The sequence below is a fragment of the Actinomadura sp. NPDC047616 genome (genome assembly GCF_040642915.1).
Taxonomy (GTDB): Bacteria; Actinomycetota; Actinomycetes; order Streptosporangiales; family Streptosporangiaceae; genus Spirillospora; species Spirillospora miaoliensis.
The window spans coordinates 128,060-148,017 of the sequence record NZ_JBEYTB010000020.1; the positions used below are offsets into that span (position 1 = coordinate 128,060).

At 70.5% G+C, this 19,958-nt stretch carries 21 protein-coding genes and 1 pseudogene; 9 read left to right on the plus strand and 13 right to left on the minus strand.

The annotated features are described in order from the left end of the window. The first annotated feature begins 408 nt into the window (after window positions 1-408). Window positions 409-2,151, plus strand: a complete 1,743-nt coding sequence (locus ABZ801_RS36085) for a bifunctional metallophosphatase/5'-nucleotidase (protein ID WP_360706954.1) — start codon at window positions 409-411, stop codon at window positions 2,149-2,151. Window positions 2,152-2,305: 154 nt separating this feature from the next. Here the strand turns inward: ABZ801_RS36085 and ABZ801_RS36090 are convergent, their stop codons facing one another. The 5 genes and pseudogenes from ABZ801_RS36090 to ABZ801_RS36110 all read right to left on the minus strand — a co-directional run. Continuing rightward, complete coding sequence (locus ABZ801_RS36090; protein WP_360706957.1) at window positions 2,306-3,091, minus strand: IclR family transcriptional regulator; 786 nt, start codon at window positions 3,089-3,091, stop codon at window positions 2,306-2,308. Next, window positions 3,088-4,578: a dihydroorotase family protein gene (locus tag ABZ801_RS36095; protein WP_360706960.1), complete on the minus strand. Its 1,491-nt coding sequence runs from the start codon at window positions 4,576-4,578 to the stop codon at window positions 3,088-3,090. The genes ABZ801_RS36090 and ABZ801_RS36095 overlap by 4 nt, the downstream gene beginning before the upstream one ends. Window positions 4,579-4,603: 25 nt before the next feature. After that, window positions 4,604-5,770, minus strand: a complete 1,167-nt coding sequence (locus tag ABZ801_RS36100; protein WP_360706963.1) for an FAD-binding protein — start codon at window positions 5,768-5,770, stop codon at window positions 4,604-4,606. A gap of 22 nt (window positions 5,771-5,792) precedes the next feature. Further along, window positions 5,793-5,963, minus strand: a complete 171-nt coding sequence (locus tag ABZ801_RS36105) for a DUF1330 domain-containing protein (RefSeq protein ID WP_360707017.1) — start codon at window positions 5,961-5,963, stop codon at window positions 5,793-5,795. Between the two features lie 158 nt (window positions 5,964-6,121). Next, window positions 6,122-6,433 (minus strand): annotated as a pseudogene (locus ABZ801_RS36110) (TetR family transcriptional regulator); the annotation flags it as partial. Between the two features lie 207 nt (window positions 6,434-6,640). On the opposite strand from ABZ801_RS36110, the gene ABZ801_RS36115 reads away from it, so the two are divergent. Both ABZ801_RS36115 and ABZ801_RS36120 read left to right on the plus strand, forming a co-directional pair. After that, window positions 6,641-7,576 carry an aldo/keto reductase gene (locus tag ABZ801_RS36115; protein WP_360706966.1) on the plus strand — a complete coding sequence of 312 codons (936 nt, stop codon included), beginning with the start codon at window positions 6,641-6,643 and terminating at the stop codon, window positions 7,574-7,576. A 256-nt stretch (window positions 7,577-7,832) separates the two neighbouring features. Next, window positions 7,833-8,138, plus strand: coding sequence for a transposase (locus ABZ801_RS36120; RefSeq protein WP_360706969.1), 306 nt, complete (start codon window positions 7,833-7,835; stop codon window positions 8,136-8,138). Between the two features lie 90 nt (window positions 8,139-8,228). Here ABZ801_RS36120 and ABZ801_RS36125 read toward each other — a convergent pair whose 3' ends face one another. From ABZ801_RS36125 to ABZ801_RS36150, 6 genes are all read right to left on the minus strand, one after another. Further along, the gene (locus tag ABZ801_RS36125) at window positions 8,229-9,014 is read right to left on the minus strand and encodes an FAD-dependent oxidoreductase (RefSeq protein ID WP_360706972.1); all 786 of its coding nucleotides are present in this window, start codon (window positions 9,012-9,014) and stop codon (window positions 8,229-8,231) included. Window positions 9,015-9,086: 72 nt separating this feature from the next. Then, window positions 9,087-9,341: a hypothetical protein gene (locus tag ABZ801_RS36130; protein ID WP_360706975.1), complete on the minus strand. Its 255-nt coding sequence runs from the start codon at window positions 9,339-9,341 to the stop codon at window positions 9,087-9,089. A gap of 10 nt (window positions 9,342-9,351) precedes the next feature. Further along, entirely contained in the window at window positions 9,352-9,543 is a 192-nt protein-coding gene (locus tag ABZ801_RS36135) for a hypothetical protein (RefSeq protein WP_360706978.1), read from the minus strand. A 134-nt stretch (window positions 9,544-9,677) separates the two neighbouring features. Further along, window positions 9,678-10,694: an NAD-dependent epimerase/dehydratase family protein gene (locus ABZ801_RS36140; protein WP_360706981.1), complete on the minus strand. Its 1,017-nt coding sequence runs from the start codon at window positions 10,692-10,694 to the stop codon at window positions 9,678-9,680. 170 nt (window positions 10,695-10,864) lie between these two features. After that, window positions 10,865-12,172, minus strand: a complete 1,308-nt coding sequence (locus tag ABZ801_RS36145) for a Gfo/Idh/MocA family oxidoreductase (RefSeq protein WP_360706983.1) — start codon at window positions 12,170-12,172, stop codon at window positions 10,865-10,867. A gap of 324 nt (window positions 12,173-12,496) precedes the next feature. Continuing rightward, complete coding sequence (locus ABZ801_RS36150) at window positions 12,497-12,655, minus strand: hypothetical protein (RefSeq protein WP_360706986.1); 159 nt, start codon at window positions 12,653-12,655, stop codon at window positions 12,497-12,499. A gap of 248 nt (window positions 12,656-12,903) precedes the next feature. Between ABZ801_RS36150 and ABZ801_RS36155 the strand changes: the two genes are divergently transcribed. The 4 genes from ABZ801_RS36155 (at window position 12,904) to ABZ801_RS36170 (ending at window position 16,429) form a co-directional block, all read left to right on the plus strand. Beyond that, window positions 12,904-14,088: an NADH:flavin oxidoreductase gene (locus ABZ801_RS36155; protein WP_360706989.1), complete on the plus strand. Its 1,185-nt coding sequence runs from the start codon at window positions 12,904-12,906 to the stop codon at window positions 14,086-14,088. A gap of 75 nt (window positions 14,089-14,163) precedes the next feature. After that, the gene (locus tag ABZ801_RS36160; protein WP_360706992.1) at window positions 14,164-14,922 is read left to right on the plus strand and encodes an SDR family oxidoreductase; all 759 of its coding nucleotides are present in this window, start codon (window positions 14,164-14,166) and stop codon (window positions 14,920-14,922) included. 254 nt (window positions 14,923-15,176) lie between these two features. Next, window positions 15,177-15,974 (plus strand): thymidylate synthase, encoded by a 798-nt coding sequence (locus tag ABZ801_RS36165; RefSeq protein ID WP_344939463.1) that lies wholly within the window; start codon window positions 15,177-15,179, stop codon window positions 15,972-15,974. Continuing rightward, window positions 15,971-16,429 carry a dihydrofolate reductase gene (locus tag ABZ801_RS36170; RefSeq protein WP_360706996.1) on the plus strand — a complete coding sequence of 153 codons (459 nt, stop codon included), beginning with the start codon at window positions 15,971-15,973 and terminating at the stop codon, window positions 16,427-16,429. Before ABZ801_RS36165 ends, ABZ801_RS36170 begins: the two co-directional genes overlap by 4 nt. Window positions 16,430-16,550: 121 nt before the next feature. On the opposite strand, the gene ABZ801_RS36175 is transcribed toward ABZ801_RS36170, so the two are convergent. Continuing rightward, window positions 16,551-17,129, minus strand: coding sequence for a helix-turn-helix domain-containing protein (locus ABZ801_RS36175; protein WP_360707000.1), 579 nt, complete (start codon window positions 17,127-17,129; stop codon window positions 16,551-16,553). A gap of 74 nt (window positions 17,130-17,203) precedes the next feature. On the opposite strand from ABZ801_RS36175, the gene ABZ801_RS36180 reads away from it, so the two are divergent. Together ABZ801_RS36180 and ABZ801_RS36185 are read left to right on the plus strand one after the other, a co-directional pair. Beyond that, complete coding sequence (locus tag ABZ801_RS36180; protein WP_344939458.1) at window positions 17,204-17,830, plus strand: NAD(P)H-dependent oxidoreductase; 627 nt, start codon at window positions 17,204-17,206, stop codon at window positions 17,828-17,830. Next, window positions 17,827-18,141 carry a multidrug efflux SMR transporter gene (locus tag ABZ801_RS36185; RefSeq protein WP_360707003.1) on the plus strand — a complete coding sequence of 105 codons (315 nt, stop codon included), beginning with the start codon at window positions 17,827-17,829 and terminating at the stop codon, window positions 18,139-18,141. Before ABZ801_RS36180 ends, ABZ801_RS36185 begins: the two co-directional genes overlap by 4 nt. 416 nt (window positions 18,142-18,557) lie before the next feature. Here ABZ801_RS36185 and ABZ801_RS36190 read toward each other — a convergent pair. Next, window positions 18,558-19,958, minus strand: a 1,401-nt coding sequence (locus ABZ801_RS36190; RefSeq protein WP_360707006.1) for a HAMP domain-containing sensor histidine kinase, incomplete at its 5' end; no start/stop codon positions are given.

The window sequence follows — 19,958 nt, forward strand, 5'->3', positions numbered from 1 at the left end:
ACCAGGGTCGACGCGTCTGCACCGTGACGTCAGGGCGACGTGCGTGCCTCGCCAAGCTGGACTCGCGTGCAAGGTGGTCTACGGCTAGCGCAGGGTCTGGTGACCTGAGGATTGGGGTGCTTCCCCGGTGACGCGTCGGCCTGACGCGTGCGTCGGCTTGTCCGGCTGGGTGCCGGAAGCGGCCCTCGAGCGTACTGCGGATACCTGGTAAGGCCCTGGTCAGGCCGAGCCGGTCCACCATTCATCCGTTGTTAAGCGCAGGTCGGGACGCTTCCGGGTGACCAAGATCCTTTCAGTCACATGGAGCCCGACCACATGCGTCACGCCCCACGATTGTTGTTCCGCTCGGGCCTCGCCCGGAGACGGAAACGCGCCACCCTGGCCCTGGGGACCATCGCCGGACTGGTCATGTCCCTCGCGGCGACCCCGGCGGCCGGCGCGGCCACGTCGGCCGCCGGGGCGCCGGTGCCGGTGCAGCTGCTGTCGATCACCGACCTGCACGGCTACTTCGGTGACTACACCACCACCGTGCCCGGAGCGCGGGCCGGGGAACCCGCCCAGCAGGTCGGCGGCGGCGCGTACCTGACCACCCATCTCAAGCGGCTCCGCGCCGGAAAGCGGAACTCGATCCTCTTCTCCGCCGGCGACGACTTCACCGGGTGGCCGAACGAGACCGGCTGGTTCTGGAACGAGCCGACCATCGAGTACCTGAACTCGATCGGGCTGGACTTCTCGACGGTCGGCAACCACGAGATGGACCGGGGCTATCCGTTCCTGCGCCACATGATCGACGGCACCTGCGAGGGGCGCCCCGACGACGACCTGTGCTTCACCGATTCGACCGGGCGCCGGTTCCGGGGCGCGAACTTCGACTACCACTCCGGCAACCTCGTCGACGAGCACTCGGGCAAGCCGAAACTGCCGCCGTACCGCGTGGAGTACGTCGACGACGGGCGCGGCGGCCGGATCCCGGTCGGCTTCGTGTTCGCGACCACCAAGCTCCTCTCCGAGGAGCAGATGTCGTACACCCCGAAGGGCTTCGATTTCCTCGACGAGGCCGACACGGTCAACAAGTACGCCGCGGTCCTGCGCCGGCAGGGCGTCCGGGCCATCGTGGCGGTCATACACGAGGGCTTCTCCCAGAAGTCCGGTGCCGGCTACGACGAGTGCGTCAGCCCGTCCGGTCCCGTGGTGGACTTCAACGCCCGGATCAGCCCGGACGTCGACGCGATCGTCACCGGGCACTGGCACGCGCTGGTCAACTGCATGCTCCCCGATCCGGCCGGCACGCCCCGGCCGGTGGTCGAGGCGGCCAACCACGGCCGGTTGATCAACGAGATCAACCTCCAGCTCGACCCGAGGACGGGTGAGGTGCTGCGCGACCGGACCACGTCGGTCAACCACGCCAACACCAAGGACGTGACGCCCGACCCGGAGACGTCGCGCATCGCGGAGTACTGGAAGAAGCGCTCGGTGGAACGGGGCAACACCCCGGTGGCGAAGGTGACCGCCGATCTCACCCGGGCGCCCGGAGACGCCGCCGAGTCGACCATGTACAACGCGACCGCCGACGCGTTCCTCTGGGCGGCGAACAAGGACGGGCGGGCCGACCTGGCGGTCGCGATGCCGGGCATCCTCCGGAACGACATCCGGTACGCGGCCAACCCGGCCAACCCGGCCGACGCTCCCGGCCGGGTGCTCTTCTCCGAAGTCGCTCTGGGCACCGTCTACGACAGCGGCATCGGCGTCGGCCTGGTGCGCGGCGACATCACCGGCGCCCAGCTCGACGCGCTCTTGGAGAGCCAGTGGCAGCAGGCCGCCGACGGGTCGGTCCGGTACCGGCAGATGGCGGTCTCCGGCAACGTCCGCTACACGTACGACCCCGCCAAGCCGGTCGGCCACCGGATCGATCAGGGTGATATCCGGATCGGCAACCGGCCGGTCCGGCCGCAGGCCAGGTACCGTATCGCCACCCTGGCGAACAATTTCTTCCTCAAGAACGCCACGCCGGGCTTCACCGCCCTGTTCGAGGCGAAGAAGCAGGACCGCAGCCTCTACAACGGCGGCGACGCGCTCTGGCGCTACCTGGAGGCGAGGTCCCCGTTCAGCCCGCCGTCACTGGGCCGGGCCACGCCGGTCTCCGGAAGCTGAACGACCGAGATCCACGGTCGGCCCCGAGATCGGTGCGTTGTCGCGCCGACCGGGGCCGGTCCGCGTTCCGGCCTCCCGCACGGCGGCACCGTCCCACGCGTCCGGGCAGCCGCCATGCGGCCGCGGCGGGGCCGAGCGGGAGCCGGCCGCGAGGTCAGCGGTGGGCCGTCCAGGTCCGGGTGATCTCCTCGGCGGCCTCGCGGACAAGGGTGCGGTAGCGGGCGATGGCCTCGGGGGTGAAGCGGTGAAGGGGGCCGCAGACGCTGATCGAGCCCTGCGCCTCGCCGTCCGGGCCGAACAGGGGCGCGGCGACCGAGGCGGCGTCGGCCTGGCGTTCTCCGAGGGAGACTGCGACGCCGTCGCGCGCCGTCTCGGCGAGCCTCGCGCGGAGGTCGGGCTCGTCGGTGATGGTCCGGTCGGTGAGGGCGGCCAGCGGGCGGGAAAGGACGGCCTCGCGGCGGCCCTCGGGCAGGAACGCGAGGATCACCCGGCTCGACGAGCCCGCGTGCAGCGGGAACCGGCGGCCCACCTCGATCGTCATCTTGACCTCGCGGGGGCTCTCGAACTGGTCCAGGTAGACGCGTTCGTCGCCGACCAGCCCGGACAGTGTGGTGGTCTCGCCGGTCTCGTCGGTCTCGTCCCGCAGCCGCCGCAGCACGGGCGCGGCGGCGCTGCGGATGTTGAAGCGGCGCAGCGCGCTCACGCCGAGCGCGACGGCGGCGGGACCGAGACGGTAGCCCTCCGGCCCGGACTCCGGCATCTCGCGTGACACCAGCGACTGCAGGATGCGGTACACGACGGCCTTGGAGATGCCGAGTTCGCGGCTGATGGCGGTGACGCCGAGGTACTGCGGCCCGCCGGCGAACAGGAGCAGCACGTCGGCGACGCGTCCGGCGACCTCGGTCCCCGCGGAGGGCGGGGCGGCGGTCGGGTTGGTCACCAGACGATCCTAAGGTTCACCGGCCGCGGTGGAGGTAGCGGCCGACCGGCGCACCGACGATCTCGCCGTCGGCGTAGACGTGGTGCCCGCGGACGAAGGTGTCGGTGACCTTGGCCGTCATCGCGAACCCCTCGAACGGCGTGTACTCCTGCGTCGACTCGGAGTCGGCGGCGCGGACCGTCCAGGACACGTCGGGGGCGACGAGGGCGATGTCGGCGTCGTAGCCCATCGGCGATGGTGCCCTTGTTGAGCAGGCCGTAGCGGCGGGCCGGGTTCCAGGACGTCAGCTGGGCGACGCGCCGCAGGGGGAGGTCGCGCTTGAGTCCTTCGCCGACGAGCCCCGGGAGCAGGTACTCGGCGCCGCCGAACCCGGACTTGGCGAGGAAGGCGTCGTCGCGGTCGGCGCCGAACTTCATCTCGTCGCGGCAGCAGGCGTGGTCGCTGCCCACCCAGCCGACGTCGCCGGCCAGGACGTGCCGCCACAGCGCCTCGACGTCCTCCCGGTCGCGCAGCGGCGGGTTGACCTTGCCGCCGATACCGTGCGCGGTGTCGACGTCGGCGAGCAGGTGGCCGATGGTGACCTCGCGACGGAAATCGATGTGCGGGAACGCGCCGGCCATGGTGAGCGCCGCCGACAGCGCCTTCTCCGACGACAGGTGCAGCAGGTTGATGTTGGGCAGGCCCGTCTCGTGCGCCAGGTAGGACGCGATGGTGACGGCCAGTCCCTCCGAGTGCGGCGGGCGGGACGCGCTGTAGGCGCGCAGCCCGGTGAGCCTGCCCTCCCGCTCGACCATCCTGGTGTACGCCGTCATGATCTCGGCGGTCTCGCAGTGCAGCGACAGCGAGATGTGCGGGGCGTAGTCGGCGAGCCGCTCGCGGGCGGCCTGGACGCCGCGCATGACGAACTCGAAGTGCGCGAGGTCGTAGCGCTCGCCGGGCGGCGTCGTGAGGAAGTCGCTCTGGCTGGACGAGCGTCCGTGCAGGCCGTGGCCGCCGTAGAACATGAAGATCTTGAACGAGGTGACGCCGTGCTCCTCGACGAGGTAGGGGATCTCGTCGATGTGCTCGGCCATCATCGGCGCGAGGTGGAAGGCGTAGTCCACGTAGGCGTTGCCCCGGGCGGCGCTCAGCACCTCCGGGAAGAAGTCGCGGTAGGGGCCGCCCTTGTTCAGGCAGTACTGGCCGGTGCGCATGTAGGTCAGGGACGTGGTGACGCCGCCCTGCGCGCTGGCGCGGCTCTCGGTGCGGGTGTCGGTGGCGAGCTCGTTGTAGATGCCCCCGTGCTGGTGGGCGTCCACGACGCCGGGGAAGGCGAGGCGCCCGCGTCCGTCGATCACGGTCGCGGCGTCGTCCTCGGGGAGACCGGGGGCGACTCGGGCGATGGTGCCGTCGTTGACGGCGATGTCCGCGGTCTCCGGCTTGGTCCCTTCGGGGGCGTCGGGGCGGACCACCCGGACGTTCTTGAGCAGCAGCTCGGTCGTGGCCATGCGTTCTCTCCTTACTGTCGGGTGGTCAACGGGTCTCGGCCGTGCGGGCGCGGCGGGCGACGTCGCCGCCGCGAGGCTCGGCCGCCGCGCCGCCCGCCGCGTACAGGCCGGCGATGGGACGGTCGTCCGGGTCGACGACGGCGGCGTTCTCGTTGACGATCAGGCCGCCCTGGGTGTGGAAGAGGGCGGGGACGACGCGGACGGCCGCGTACGGGCCGGTGAGCGGACGTTCCCAGTTGGTGCGGCCGTGCCGGTCCGGGTGTTCGCCGGGCGCGGTGGAGGCGGAGGCGGCGAGCTCGTCGGCGAGGTCGTCCGCGGGCAGCCCGGTGGCCTTGGCGAGGCCCTCGGCGTCGTCCGCCCACACCAGGACGCCCGACTCGACGGTGTCGCGGAAGTCCTTGAACTCCTGGCACTGCGCGTGGATCGTCGCGTCCAGGACGATCCAGCCGGTCGCGCCGGGACGGGCGGCCAGTTCGACGGCGTACTCGGAGTAACCGCGGGTCTCGTCGCCGAACCGGCGGCCGCCGAGATCCACCATGATCCCGCCGTGGATGATCGTGGCCCAGCCGACGAGGGTGCCCGCCCCGGCGGCGACGGCGCCGTGGCCCTGGTAGGCGTTCAGGTAGCCGGTGGCGGCGCCGAGCGCGCCGCCGATGCGCAGGGCGTCGCCGCGGGAGTGGTCGCTGCCCTGGTAGAGGGCGCCGGCGATCTCCGGGAGGTGCCGTTCGACGAGGGCGCGGTCGGCGCCGAAGCCGTTGGTGGCCAGCAGGACGGCCCGGCACGGGATGTCCTCCCGCGTCCCGTCGGGGTACTGGACGACGGCCGCGTTCACCGCCCCGTCCGGGCCGGTGGTCACGTCGACGAGCCGGGCGGGGACGAGCAGGTCGATGCCCGGCTGTTCGCGGACGCGCCGGACGAGGTGGTCGTTGACGCCGGTGCCGTGCCGTCCGGGGACCGAGTGGCAGCGCGGGACGGAGTGCCCCGGGTAGTTGAAGTCGGTGACCAGGGACGACGGCAGCCCCGCCGAGTCGGCGAGCCATTCCACCAGCGGGGCGCTGACCTGGGCGAGCGTTCGGGCGAGGCGGGCGTCGGCGCGGCCCTTGGTCTTGGCGGTGATGTCGGCGACGAACAGGTCCGCGGAGTCGTCCACGCCCCGCGCGGCCTGCCGGCGCGTGCCCGCGCCGGGGAACATCGCCGCGAGGGCGAGATGGTCGTCACCGCGGCATCTCGAAACCGGAGACGATCACGGCGTTGGTGTCGGCCGCCGCCTGCCGCGGCGGCTTCGCCCGCTCGTAGGCGGCCGACTCGTACCATGCGCGGAGCGGTCGGTGTAGTAGGCGTGGGCGGGGTGCTGCGGCGAGGTGGCCTCGCCCGACATGACGCAGTGGAGCTCCAGCAGACCCGAGCTCAGTGCGTTGTCGGCGACCACCGCGAGCATGCCGCGCAGCGCCTCGAGCAGATGCTCGACGGGATCGCCGGTGTCGGCCGACTTCAGCAGGCGGGCACTCTGCTCACTGCGGAACTGCAGCACAGCGAGCAGATCCTCCTTGCGCGGGAAGTGGTGCAGCAGCCCGGTGTAGCTGATGCCGGCGCGCCTGGCGATGTCCTTCATGGTGGCGCCGTAGAAGCCCGTCTGGGCGAAGGCGTCCACACAGCTCTCCAGAACCCGCCGCCGGACGACCGCCGACTTCGCATACGGCCCCCGGGCCGCCCTGGATGCCATAGATCGCCCCAATCCATCGGCGCGGTCGGTACGTCGGTTCACAACTGTGGACCGGCCGCCGGGCCCAAGACAATCCGCCGCTGAGCCGGCACCGCGGCGCGTACCCGCACCCGGCTGAGGAGTGTCTCGCATGGTGGTCCCGGTGGAGGGAGGCGCGGCCGTCCGGGGAGCCGGGAGCTCGTGACCGTGGCATCGACGATCTTGAGTACAGTGCGTTCACGAGGGTGTCGGGGTTGTTCGTCACAGAGCGATCTGGACACTCTCTTCGCGTTCCGTGGCCGCCCCCCACCGTGACCACTCGTCCAGCGTGAGCGCCATATCGGAGAGGACAACCAGCCAGTGAAGACGTTCACCCTGCCCGGGACGGACATCTCCGCCCCAAATGTCGTGCTCGGTCTCATGCGCATCGCGGACAAGAGCGACGAGGAGATCCGCGCGCTCGTGCGCACCGCCCGGGACGTCGGCATCGACTTCGTCGACCACGCCGACATCTACGGCCGGACGACGCACGAGTGCGAACGGCGCTTCGCCGAGGCGATGCGGTTCACACCCTCCGAACGCGACGCCGTCACCATCCAGACCAAGGCGGGCATCGTCCGCGAGGGCCCCTACTACGACCACTCCTACGAGCACCTCATCGCGACGGTCGAGGAGTCGCTGCGCGCCCTGGACACCGACCGCATCGACATCCTGCTGCTGCACCGGCCCGACGCGCTCGTCGAGCCCGAGGAGGTCGCCCGGGCCTTCGACGAGCTGGAGGCGGCCGGGAAGGTGCGGGCGTTCGGAGTCTCCAACCACACCCCGGGCCAGATCGACCTGCTCCGTCGCTATGTACGCCAGCCCATCGTCGTCAACCAGCTCCAGCTGTCGATCACCCACGCCCCGATCATCGCCCAGGGCCTGACGGCCAACATCATGGGCGAACCGGAGTCGGTCACCCTGGACGGCGGCGGGATCATCGATTACTGCCGGCTCCACGACATCACCGTCCAGGCCTGGTCGCCGTTCCAGTCCGGGATCGTCGACGGCGTCTTCCTCGGTGCGCCCGAGCACGCCGAGCTCAACGCGGTCATCGACCGGCTCGCCGCCGAGTACGGGGTGCCGCCCATCGCGATCGCCACCGCGTGGATCACCCGGCATCCCGCCCGCATGCAGGTCGTCCTCGGCACCACCACCCCCGACCGCGTGGCCGGGGCGGCCCAGGGGTCCGACATCCCCCTCACCCGCCCCGAGTGGTACGAACTCTTCCGGGCCGCCGGTCACCGCATTCCGTGACCGCCTGCCGTCCGCCGGCCCCCGGGCGAGCGGTACCGGTGCCACACGGAGCCCCCGCACCGAGGCTCCCACATGGTGCCGCCCACACTGACGACGCGGGCGAGCCGGCGGACAGCAGCGTAGGCCCGCGAGGAGGTTCGGCCGAGTTGGGGCCGCATGCTCCAGGGGGAGCCGAGCAGGGCGAGGGTGCCGTCCAGGACCGCCATGCGCAGCAGCGTGGACAGGTCGTGCGCCGCTCGGGCCGGGCCGCCCCCGCGTGCGGCCCGGGCACCTGGTCGCGGACACGGGCTACAGCACCCGCACCATCCGCGCCTGGCTGCGTGAGCGCGGGATCGGCGCCACCATCCCCGAACGCGCCGACCAGATCCGCAACCGGCTGCGCAAAGGACGCCGCGCAGGCCGCCCACCCGCGTTCGAGGCGCAGGTGTACCGGCAGCGCAACGTCGTCGAACGCTGCTTCAACCGGCTCAAGCAATGGCGCGGCATCGCCACCCGCTATTGCAAGACCGCCCGCTCCTACCAGGCCGCCGTCACCCTGGCCGCCCTGCTGATGTGGCTATGACACTTTGACGACACGGCCTAGGTGCTTGGGCTCAAGGGATGCTTGCCACACGGGCGGCCGGGTGGCCGCCCGTGTTCTGCAGGGCAGGGGCTATGCCTCAGGGGTGGTGGCTTCCTCGGTGCGGGGGAAGAAGGGAAGTTCGATGTGGACGCGGTCGGCAGCGGCGAGGATCTTCGAGGCGTCGTCTACCGGCGGGTGGATCGCCCGGTTGATCCGCTGCTTGATGTCCTTGCCGTCGGTGCCGACGGCCATGACTCTGCGGTCCCAGCCGCGGGTGAAGATCCCTCCGGCGTCGCCCAAGTCCAGGCAGGTGACGTATGGGCCAGGGGTGAAGTCGCGCGGCGGGATGCCGAGCAGGTCCGCCGCCGCGTTGTACCCGGCGACCTTGCCCATCGGGGTGGCGTGCTGGCAGGCCTGCATGACCGTGTGCTCGGCGTCGAACGGCGCCGCGGCGGTGTCCCCGGCGACGAACACCTCGGGGAGGGCGCGCAGCCGCCGGTCTACGGGCACCCGGCCGTGGGCGGCGAGTTCGGTCGCGGCCTCCAGGCCGGTGAACCCGGCACCCACCACCACGACGGAGTAGTTCTCCCGGCCGCGCAGATGGTCGGCGAGCCGACGGGCCGCCTCCAGAGTGTCGATGTCGAAGAGCCGTTCCTTGCCGGGCAGGTGCCGCGGCCGGACCAGCGCGCTACCCGCCGCCAGCACCAGGCGGTCATAGCCGATCTCCTCACCGCCTGCCACCACCACTCGCCGGTCGGTGTCGATCGTGTTCACCGAGGCCCGCAGGTGCTCGACGCCGATCGGGTCGAGGATCCTGCCCAGTGCGACCTTGGCCAGGTCCGGCTCCGGCTCGTACAGGCGCGGCCGCAGTACCACATCGTGTCGTCCTCTCCCAGTCTCGCCCCCTCCGGGAATCGGTGGAGGCGACAGGGAGACAAGACGGCGGGTTCAGATGTGACCGATGCGGGCGAGCTTCTCGGGATTGACCAGGCTCCGCAGCTCGCTTATCCGCCCGTCGGTGATCTCCACGGTGTCGAGCCAGATCAGCTTGCCGCCGCAGTAGGTCGCCAGGGCCGGTTGGCCGTACTTGCGGATCGCCGGGCAGGCGACCGCTCGACCCCTAGCGCCCGGGCCGGGGGTGGCGGTCAGCAGCCGGCCGTATGCGAACCAGGCGCAACATGGACACCACGCCAAATTCCACACCGAACGCTGGTCACAGGTTGTAGTGGGGGAGCGTCGTGGAAGGGCCGCAGGCCGGTGCCCGTCTCGGCGCGGTGAAGGTGTAGCGGCCCGGGAAGTTGATGTGCTCGTAGGCGATCGGCGAGAGCCGAGCGCACATGTCGTCGGTGGCGGGGAACCCGTCGGCGCGGGTTCGGCGACCTGGCCGGCAGCGCCCGCTCGTCATGCCGTTCGACGCCTTTCCCTCGCCGTCCGGGGCCTGTCCGTCACGCGGCTCGCCGCCCGGTGCGCCGAGCCGTCCGGTAGAGACGCTCGCCGACGACCAGGCCCGACGTGTGGATGGTGGCCAGACGGTTCAGCTCACAGCGGCACCGGTCGGTGAGCGTCGATGAGGCGGTCCATGAGTGCGTTGAGGCGGGTGTCGATGACGCGGCGGCGGGGGTCTGCGTCGTGCCAGGCGATGATCTCCCGTGCTCCCTGGGCGAACGGGACCGACGCGGCGAATCCGGGGACGATCTCGCGGATCTTGCTGTTGTCGAACGTCATCGAATGCGCCTTGTCGCCGAGCAGTTCCTCGCCCCACCGCGGGTCGGCGGCGGCGATGGCGTCGGAGGGCACGTGGACCAGCCGTGGTTCCTCCACACCGGCGGCCTCGGCGACGGACAGGTAGATCTGGTCCCAGCTCAGTACCTCGTCGCTGGTGATGTGGAACGTCTGGCCGATGGCCGCCGGGTTGGCGAGAAGCCCGGTGAAGCCGCGGGCGAAGTCGGTGTGGTGGGTGAGGGTCCACAGGGAGGTTCCGTCGCCGTGTACCAGCACCTCCTTCCCCCGGCGCATGCGGTCCACCACCGTCCAGCCCCCGTCGAAGGGCACGGCGGTCCGGTCATAGGTGTGCGACGGTCGCACGATGGTGACGGGGAACCGCTCCTGGTGATGCGCGCGGCCGAGCAGTTCCTCACAGGCGATCTTGTTGCGGGCGTAGGCGGAGTTGGGATTGTGTAGCGGGGCCGACTCCACCACGGGCAGGCGGCTGGGCGGCCGCTGGTAGGTGGCCGCCGAGCTGATGAAGACGTACTGGCGCGTCCGTCCGGTGAACACATCGATGTCACTGGCAACGTGCTCCGGGGTGAAATTCAGGAAGTTGACTACTACGTCGAACTCCCGGCCCCTCAGCGCCGCACGCACCTGCTCGGTGTCACGCACGTCGGCGGTGATGACCGTGGCCTGGTCGGGGACGGGCCGCACCGACGACACGTTCCGATTGAGCAGATACAAGTCGGCTCCGAGCTCGACGGCCCGCCGGGAGCACGCCGAACTGATCACACCGGTGCCACCAATGAAAAGGATCTTGAGGCCCTTGAGATCGCTTGCCGTCATGAGGGGCTCCTCCGAAAACGTTGGCGGGTTCGGGGGACGAGTGCGGTCGATACACGCGCCGCGCGTCCGGCGTCGGCCCTCGCCGCGTCGACGTGCCACGGTGGACGATGCCGCGTGGCCATTGATGATTCGCTCCTGCCGGCCGCGCGGCGGCCTGACGATGGAGTGGGTCATTCGCCGGGGAAGGCGACGCCCAGGCCGCTGCGGATCTCGTCGAGGGCGCGCATGATCCGCAACGTCTCGGCAAGCGGCATCAGTTCCGACTCCAGGCGCCCGGCGGCGACGCACCGCGCCGCCTCGGCGGCCTCGTAACACAGCCCGCCGTCACGCTGGGCCGGAACGAAGGTGTCCAGCAACTCGCGCTCACGGCTTACCAGCCGAACCGTCGCCGGCGCGTAGAACTCGCCCTCGATCTCCAGACGCGCCAGCGTTCCGGACACCGACGCCGTCGTCGGCGTACGGGCGAATAGCGTGGTGGTCAACACGCCGTGCGCCCCGGCCTCATTGGTCACCACGATCGACGCCTGCCCGTCGACCCCAGTGAACGCCTTCGTCCCGACGGCGGTGATCGACGTGAACGGGCCCAGCACCATCGACGCGAACGACACCGGGTAGACCCCCAGGTCCAGAAGAGCCCCGCCCGCCAGCTCCGGGGCGTACAGGCGGTGCGCCGCGTCCGGAACCATGAACTGGCCGTGATCGGCGACGACCGTCTGCACCTCCCCGAGCATCCCGGACGCGAGCACCTGCCGGACCACGTCGATATGTGGCAGAAACCGCGTCCACATCGCCTCCATCAGGAACACACCCCGCTGACGGGCGGCCTCGATCAGCAGCTCCGCCTCGCGGGCGTTACGAGTGAACGCCTTCTCCACCAGCACATGCCGACCGGCCTGGATCGCCTGCATGGCATGGGCGAAGTGCGCCGAATGCGGCGACGCCACGTACACGATGTCCACACGGCTGTCGTCCAGAAGCTCGGCGTAGCTGCCATACGACGCCGCTATCCCGAACCGGTCGGCGAACACCCGGGCCCGCCGCGCGTCACGCGACCCCACCGCCACCACACGCTGCTGAGTGTGCGTGTGCAGCGCCTGAGTGAAGGACGCCGCGATCCCTCCAGGAGCGATCACCCCCCACCTCAGCCCCGGCGCGTCACGCGGAGACGGCGTTCGCGGCGCGGGCAGCACACCCGCGGGTGAAGCGTCACGCTCGTGCCCGTCAGCCGGAAGGGTCTGCGACATGAAACTCCCATCAGCAAGTCGGATGTGCTGTTGTGCGGCGGGCGCCGCCCGGAACTCCGTCGTCGGGGCGGCCACGGGGCGCTGGCATCCAATCAGGCGACAGGTCAGCGACACAACCGGCATTTCGCGCCCGCGCCCGCACTGTCCCTGCCGCGCCCAGACGAGAGCCGACGCGGACGTTGGAGCCGACAGCGTGACATCGAGCGGCGTGGTCAGGTTCGTGTCCGTTTCCATGTGGAGTTTGTTGCGGGGCCGCCTGGTCGGGCCGTGCGGACGTGGGTGTGACGGTCGGCAGGGCGCTTGGCGAAGCGGATCTCGAGCACCGCTGCGGCCGTACGTCCGGCAGACGAAGTCCGGCATCGCCGTGCGGGAGGCGGCGATCTCGTCGGCGGCCTCGCTGATCGCGTACAGCACGTGACCACGGCGTCGGCGTCCGGGGGAAGGCAGCCCACCCGTGGGAGTCGCCGCACGACCACCTGGCGCTCTACTTGCACAACGGGCCCCAGTACCTGGAGGGACTGTTGGGCGCGCACAAAACCCCGCGCGGTTCAACGTCAACTACCGGTACGTCGACGACGAGCCCGGATCGTCCTTGACCTTCGTGCCGGTGATCTGCGCGCGGTCGCGCTGGTGGGCGAGGTGGTGGGGGAGGGCGCCCTCCGCCATGCCGATGACCGCGGAGGTGATGCCGGGCGGGAAGGCGCAGGAGAAGGGCACCAGCGTCGGCGGGGGCGGAAGTGCTCGGCGAACGTCGCCAGTTCGTGCGGAAGTCGCGCCATCTGGTGACACCGGGCCCCGAGCCGTGCAACGGCAGCAGTGGAGGGCTGTCACCGGCTGACCAAGGACTGGCGTGCGCGAAGCGCGATCCTCGCGGAAGCTGCCTTCCAAATAGTCGTCAATCAGTGATTGACTGCTGTGTGTCGCGTAGTTCGCGTACAGCCAGACCGTCCCGAGGAGACCCGCCCATGGACCCCATCGACAAGGAAGACGCCATCCCCGACGTGTTCGAACCGGCCCGGCTCGGCCCGCTCACCCTGCGCAACCGCACCATCAAGGCCGCGACGTTCGAGGGCATGACCAAGGGCGCGCTGGTCACCGACGACCTGATCGAGTTCCACCGGCGGCACGCCGCGGGCGGGGTCGGCATGACGACCGTGGCCTACTGTGCGGTGGCCCCGGAGGGACGGACCGAGCGCGACCAGATCTGGATGCGGCGCGAGGCGCTGCCCGGCCTGCGTCGCCTCGCCGACGCGGTGCACGCCGAAGGGGCGGCCGTCTCGGCGCAGATCGGGCATGCCGGGCCGGTCGCCAACGCGGCGTCCAACGGCCTGCCCGCCCTGGCGCCTTCCGGGTCGATCAGCCCGCTGAGCCTGCGCCGGACCCGCGCGGCCACCGCCGCCGACATCGAGCGGATCACCAGGGCGCACGCCGACGCCGCGCTGCTGGCCGTCGAGGCGGGCTTCGACGCGGTCGAGATCCACATGGGGCACAACTACTTCACCAGCGCGTTCCTCAGCCCGAAGATCAACAAGCGTCGGGACGGGTACGGCGGGTCGCTGGCCAACCGCGCCAAGGTCGCCCGCGGTGTCGCACGCGCCGTCCGCGATGCGGTCGGGGACCGCATCGCCATCCTCGCCAAGCTCAACATGGACGACGGCGTGCCCGGCGGCCTCTGGCTGGACGAAAGCCTCCAGGTCGCCCAGTGGCTGGAACAGGACGGCGGCCTGGACGCCCTGGAGTTGACCGCGGGCAGTTCCCTGCTGAACCCGATGTACCTGTTCCGGGGAGAGGCGCCGGTGCGTGAGTTCGCCGCGACCTTCCCGCAGCCGCAACGGCTGGGCATCCAGCTGGTCGGCGGGAAGTTCATCCGCAGTTACCCCTACCGGGAGGCGTTCCTGCTGGACAGCGCCCGCCAGTTCCGGGCCGCCCTGACGATGCCGCTCGTGCTGCTGGGCGGGATCACCGAACGCGCGACGATGGACCGGGCGATGGCCGAGGGGTTCCAGTTCGTCGCCATGGCCCGCGCCCTGCTGCGCGAACCCGACCTGATCGACCGTATTCAGAAAGAGCCCGCCACCAGGTCGCTGTGCATCCACTGCAACAAGTGCATGCCGACGATCTTCACCCTCACCCACTGCGTCCTCGCCTGACGGCAGTCACCCACACCCACTCGCTGCGACAGGCGGCAAGGGCCGCGCTCACGACGCGCAAGGAGGAAGGACGGCATGAACGGACGGTTGGCAGGGCGTGTGGCGCTCATCAGCGGAGCGGCATCGGGCATGGGCGCCTCACATGCCCGCGCGTTCGTCGAGCACGGCGCGCAGGTCGTGCTGGGAGACATCGCCGACGAGGCGGGCCGCGCGCTCGCGGAGGAACTGGGCGACGCGGCGGCCTACGTCCATCTGGACGTCACCCGGTCGCGGGACTGGGAGGCGGCCGTCGCCGAGACCGTGGAGCGGTTCGGCCGCCTCAACGTGCTGGTGAACAACGCCGGCATCCTGGACGGCGGCCCGCTGGGCACCTACACCGAACAGCAGTGGCGGCGGATCCTGGACATCAACCTCACCGGTGCCTTCCTGGGCCTGTCGGCCGCCCGCGACGCGCTGGTGACGGCCCGTCCCTCCTCGGTCATCAACATCTCCTCGGCCGCCGGCATGCGGGGCGTGGCGGGCATGCACGGCTACACCGCCTCCAAGTACGGGCTGCGCGGCCTCACCAAGTCCGCCGCCCTGGAACTGGCCTCCGACGGCGTGCGCGTGAACTCGGTCCACCCCGGCGCGGTGCTGACCCCGATGATCGCCGGTATGGCGGCCGAGAACGGAGCGAGCGAGGTGGACCGCACCCAGAACACACTGACCCGCCTGGCCCTGCCCGACGAGGTCACGTCTTTGGTCGTGTACCTGGCCGGCGAGGAGTCCAGCTTCTCCACCGGCGCCGAATTCCTCGTCGACGGAGGCATCACCGCAGGCCTCGGCAACACCTGACGACTCACCCGCGAAGGCCCCAGCCGGGGTGACGGCCGACTACAGCCGGCCCAGCGGTGAGGACTGCCACCCACCGACGCGCCCGCTACCGCACGGCTGTCCCGCAGGGCGGCCGACACCTGCGAGGACTCGGCATGTCTGAGCCGTGCCCGTACTTCGACGGTCCTGTGAGGACTGAGGGCGTCTCGACCTGCGGATTCTGTTCGGCCCCTGGTCAGGTGCCGCGCCCTGTGGAGGTGGCTAGGCTTGCGAGCATGCCGGATACACAGTACGAAGACCTGCTCCGCCATGTGCTCGACACCGGCGTCCGCAAGAAGGACCGGACCGGCACGGGCACGCGGTCGATCTTCGGTCATCAGCTGCGCTACCGGCTGTCCGACGGCTTCCCGCTGATCACGACGAAGAAGGTGCACTTCCGCTCGATCGCGTATGAGCTGCTGTGGTTCCTGCGCGGGGACGCGAACGTCGCATGGCTGCGGGAGAACGGCGTCACGATCTGGGACGAGTGGGCGGCGCCGGACGGTGATCTCGGCCCGATCTACGGCGTGCAGTGGCGGTCGTGGCCTACCCCGGACGGCGGACACGTCGACCAGATCAGCGAGGTGCTGCGCACGCTGCGCGAGGACCCCGACTCTCGGCGGATCATCGTGTCCGCGTGGAACGTCGCCGACATCCCGCGGATGGCGCTGCCGCCGTGCCACGCGTTCTTCCAGTTCTACGTCGCCGACGGCAGGCTCTCCTGCCAGCTCTACCAGCGCAGCGCGGACCTGTTCCTCGGTGTGCCGTTCAACATCGCGAGCTACGCGCTGCTGACGCACATGATCGCCCAGCAGGTGGGCCTCGACGTCGGGGACTTCGTCTGGACCGGCGGCGACTGTCACATCTACGACAACCACGAGGACCAGGTCCGTACGCAGCTCGCACGTGAGGCGCGGCCGTTCCCCACGCTGAGCCTGAAGCCGGCGGACAGCCTGTTCGACTACACCTACGAGCATTTCGCGCTCCACGGCTACGACCCGCACCCCGCCATCAAGGCACCGGTGGCGGTGTGATCGGGCTCGTCTGGGCGCAGTCGGCCAACGGCGTCATTGGCCGCGACGGCACGCTGCCCTGGCACCTGCCGGAGGACCTGAAGCACTTCCGCTCCCTGACCGCGGGCGCGACGGTGCTCATGGGCCGCCGCACATGGCAGTCGCTGCCGCCGCGGTACCGGCCGCTGCCGGGCAGGCGCAATCTCGTGCTGTCCCGCACGCCGCAGGAGGGCGTGGAGACGTTCCCCGGCCTGCAGCAGGCGCTCGCCGCGGCGTCCGGGGACGTGTGGGTGATCGGCGGCGCGGCCGTGTATCGGGCGGCGCTGCCGTTGGCGGACCGGATCGTGGTGACCGAGATCCGGGAGTTCTTCGAAGGCGACACGTACGCGCCGGCCGTGGGGCGCTCGCCGGACTCCGTGGGGCCATGGCAGGAGTCGTCGACCGGACTGCACTACCGGTTCCTGACCTGGGGCTGAGCTCAGCGACAGGCGGCGTGAGAGTGACCGGCTCGGCGTCGGGCAGGTCGCGAGATCAGCTCCCGCCTCGATCCGCCGACGCCGCGCCCTCGTCGCGGGACATGGCGGACACCGTCTTCCTTCATGGTGATCGAGGCGGAGGTCCCGCGCCAGGGCCAAGTGTCCTGGTGAGCCTGGTCAGTGCTGTGGTGATCTGCTCGGGGGTCAGGCCCAGGATTTCGCGCTGGTAGCCGTACACCTCCGGGGCCAGGGGCGCCAGCAGGACGTCGATGAGAGCGTCCGGATCAGGTGTGGCGGCGGCGGCGAGCAGCGCGCGGACGTGGGCGCGCCAGAACCCGTAGGCGCCGGCCTCGAAGCGGGAGCGGCCCACTTCCGCGCCGAGCACCAGGTGCCGGTGGTCCTCCAGCAGGCGCACCATGGCGGCGTAGAAGGCGGCCAGCCGCTCGGCGGGCGGCGCGCCGGGGCCCAGCGGCGGCTCGCCGCGCAGCATGCGCTCCTGCAGGTCCCGCTCGTGCTCGTCGAGCAGCGCGACGGCGATCGAGGCCCGGTCCGGGTAGCGGCGGTAGAGCGTGCCCCGGCCCACGCCGGCCTTCTTGGCGATGTCGTCCATCGTCACGTCCTGCGGCGGCTTCTCGGCGAAGAGAAGGGCGGCCGCCTCCAGGATCCTGGCGCGGTTGCGCGCGGCGTCGGCTCTCTCCATGTCTGGGATTGTATCCGGACGCTGTGTCCACTTAATCTATGTGGACACAGCGTCCGTTTAGTGGAGGAGAGACCATGTTGCTGCACCTGGACGCCAGTGCGCGCCGGACGTCGTTTTCGCGGCGGTTGTCGAGCGTGTACGCCGAGGCCTGGCGAGCGGCCCACCCGCAGGCCGGGTACGTCTACCGTGACCTGGCCGCCCAGCCCGTCCCGCACATCGGCGAGGCGTGGACCGAGCTGTGCGACCACATCCTGGAACACCAGATCACCGACATCTCCCGCTACCCGGAGGCGGTCCGCACCCCCGCCCAGCGCGAGGCGTGGAGCATCGTCGAGCCGTTGCTCGCCGAGGTGGTGGCCGCCGACGTCGTCCTGATCGGCACGCCGATGTACAACTACTCGATCCCCTCGTCGCTCAAGGCCTGGATCGACCAGATCACGTTCCCGAAGATGTCGCTGGAGGGCCGCGCGTTCGTGGTGGCCAGCGCGCGCGGCGGCGCGTACGGCCCGGGCACGCCGCGCGAACCGTACGACCACCAGGAGCGCTACCTGCGCGACTTCTTCAAGGGCCACTTCCGCGTCGAGGACGTGACGTTCATCCACGCCGAACTGGTCAACGCCCGCATCGACCCGGCACTGGCGCACCTGCGCGACCGGCACGAGGAGTCCCTGGCGGCCGCGCTGAAGGAGGCCGCCGGATGAACTGGCTGATCCTTGTACTGGCCGGGCTGGTGGAAGTGGCGTGGTCGCAGAGCATCAAACCGACGCACAACTTCACCCGGCCGGTCCCCACGCTGGTCTGCCTGACACTGATGGCCGCGGCCGTCTGGCTGCTCTCCCAGGCCATGAACACACTGCCCGTTGGCACCGCCTACGCGGTCTTCACCGGCATCGGCGCGGTCGGCGCGATCGCTTTGGGCGCCGTTCTCCACGGCGACGCCCTTTCGGCGGGCCGGATGACGGCGCTCACCCTGATCGTCGGCGGGACAGTGCTGGCCCGCGTCACCGCCTGAACGAGAAGGCGACATATGGGGAGGGAGAACGGTCACCATATGTCGCCTTCTCCGGGCTGGTCGTCCCTTTCTGACCTGCTCGACCGACCCTGAGCGCACACCACCACCCGCTGACTGATCATGGTCCCCCCCTCTCCGACGGTCGGCCGGGCGGCGAAGGATCACAGCGACGGCGAGGCCCTGCCCTGGAGCGATCCGGCCGGAAGGAAATGGAGCGCTCGGGACGTTCGACCGCGTCGATTCCCTGGTCGGCCCAGTCGTTCAGCGCCATCCCCGCCGCACGAGAGGCACACCGGCGCGCCAGACCGTCCGGCGGCCCCGAGGAAAACCGATGGTCGCCGCGCCGACGAGGACGTCGCTGGCACGGTGCAGGCCGCCGGCACCCGCACCAACTCGGCGACGTCCCGCTAGCACGGTCAGCACACCAAGCTCCGCAGTCCGCGCAGCCACGCCAGCAAAGCGTCGTACGGGGGCGACCAAGGCCCACTCGGCGCAGTCCACCGAGTCCATACGTCCGCGTGTGCCCTGCTCTTGTAGTCCATCGCATGCCCGCCCAGTTGTGCCGCGGTCCGTTTGACGGTGCCCCACGGGATATGGACCTGCACACTTCGCATCGGTGCGTCTCCCCGATAGCGGCGAAGCGCGGGCCGGTCGGGAACGCTCAGCTCAAGTCGCCCCGGGGGCAGGTGTGACGACTCCAACGGCCGCCGGTCCGCGTCTCCATCTCCCCTGGGGAGTCGGATGGTGGCGTGGAGGCCGCCGGTGGGGCGGGGTGTGAGGTGGAGGGTTCCGTCGTGTGCTTGGACGATGCTGTGGACGATGGCCAGTCCGAGGCCGACGCCGGCGTGTTCGTTGGTGCGGGTGCGTTGGGTTCCGCGTTGGAAGGGTTCGGTGAGGGTCGGTACCAGGTCCGGCGGGACGCGTTGGCCGGTGTTGTCGACCCGCAGCACGCTGGCGTCGTGCTGCGATTCGGTGTGGATGGTTACGGTGCCGCCGGTGGGCAGGTTGTGGACGATGGCGTTCTGGACGAGGTTGGTCACCATCCGCAAGATGAGCTCCGCGGAGCCGAGGGTCTGTGCCTTCTCGCCGGTGACGTCGAGCGTGACCTGGCGCTTTTCGGCGAGGGGAAGCAGCGTTTCGGCGGCTTGTTCGGCGATGAGGGACAGGTCGACGGGCTCGCGGGGGAAGCTCCCGCGGTCGGCGCGGCTGAGCAGCAGGAGGGCCTCGGTGAGGTCGATCGCCCGCGCGTTGACGGTGCGGAGGCGTTCGATGAGTTCCCCCTGGCCCCCCGTGGAGTCGTTGCGGGCGACGTCGAGGAGCGTCTGCGAGATCGCCAGCGGGGTGCGCAGTTCGTGGGAGGCGTTCGCGGCGAATCTCTGCTGCCGGGTGACGTGGGATTCGAGTTGTTCGAGCATGGCGTCGAACACGTCGGCGAGTTCGCGGAATTCGTCTTTGCGGCCTGGTAGCCGGATTCGGTGGGACAGTGATCCGTTGGCGGCCATCCGTGCCGCGTCTGCGATCCGGGTGAGGGGGGCGAGCATCCGGCCGGCGAGAATCCATCCTCCCAGGAGACCGAACAGCAGGAGGAAGACCAACGCGGCGGCCGCGGCGGGGGCGAAGCCGCGCAGGAGCTCGGTGCGGTTGGTACTCACAATGATTACGCCGCCGAACTTCCTCCGGATGGATCCGGGGTCCTCGTCGGGTACGTGGCGCAGCACGAAGACCCACACCACGGCCAGTAGGAGAGCGCCGGTGAGCAGGAGGAATCCGGCGTAGCTGAGGGTGAGTTTCAGTCGGGCGCTGAGTCCTGGGGGTCT

Excerpts from the sequence above, each read along its gene's own strand:
- ABZ801_RS36155 (WP_360706989.1), top strand. The coding sequence starts at position 12,904 with ATGGACCCCATCGACAAGGAAGACGCCATCCCCGACGTGTTCGAACCG.
- ABZ801_RS36085 (WP_360706954.1), top strand. The coding sequence starts at position 409 with ATGTCCCTCGCGGCGACCCCGGCGGCCGGCGCGGCCACGTCGGCCGCC.
- ABZ801_RS36100 (WP_360706963.1), bottom strand. The coding sequence starts at position 5,770 with ATGTTCCCCGGCGCGGGCACGCGCCGGCAGGCCGCGCGGGGCGTGGAC.
- ABZ801_RS36185 (WP_360707003.1), top strand. The coding sequence starts at position 17,827 with ATGAACTGGCTGATCCTTGTACTGGCCGGGCTGGTGGAAGTGGCGTGG.
- ABZ801_RS36180 (WP_344939458.1), top strand. The coding sequence starts at position 17,204 with ATGTTGCTGCACCTGGACGCCAGTGCGCGCCGGACGTCGTTTTCGCGG.
- ABZ801_RS36160 (WP_360706992.1), top strand. The coding sequence starts at position 14,164 with ATGAACGGACGGTTGGCAGGGCGTGTGGCGCTCATCAGCGGAGCGGCA.
- ABZ801_RS36165 (WP_344939463.1), top strand. The coding sequence starts at position 15,177 with ATGCCGGATACACAGTACGAAGACCTGCTCCGCCATGTGCTCGACACC.
- ABZ801_RS36145 (WP_360706983.1), bottom strand. The coding sequence starts at position 12,172 with ATGGAAACGGACACGAACCTGACCACGCCGCTCGATGTCACGCTGTCG.
- ABZ801_RS36175 (WP_360707000.1), bottom strand. The coding sequence starts at position 17,129 with ATGGAGAGAGCCGACGCCGCGCGCAACCGCGCCAGGATCCTGGAGGCG.
- ABZ801_RS36140 (WP_360706981.1), bottom strand. The coding sequence starts at position 10,694 with ATGACGGCAAGCGATCTCAAGGGCCTCAAGATCCTTTTCATTGGTGGC.
- ABZ801_RS36095 (WP_360706960.1), bottom strand. The coding sequence starts at position 4,578 with ATGGCCACGACCGAGCTGCTGCTCAAGAACGTCCGGGTGGTCCGCCCC.
- ABZ801_RS36135 (WP_360706978.1), bottom strand. The coding sequence starts at position 9,543 with ATGACGAGCGGGCGCTGCCGGCCAGGTCGCCGAACCCGCGCCGACGGG.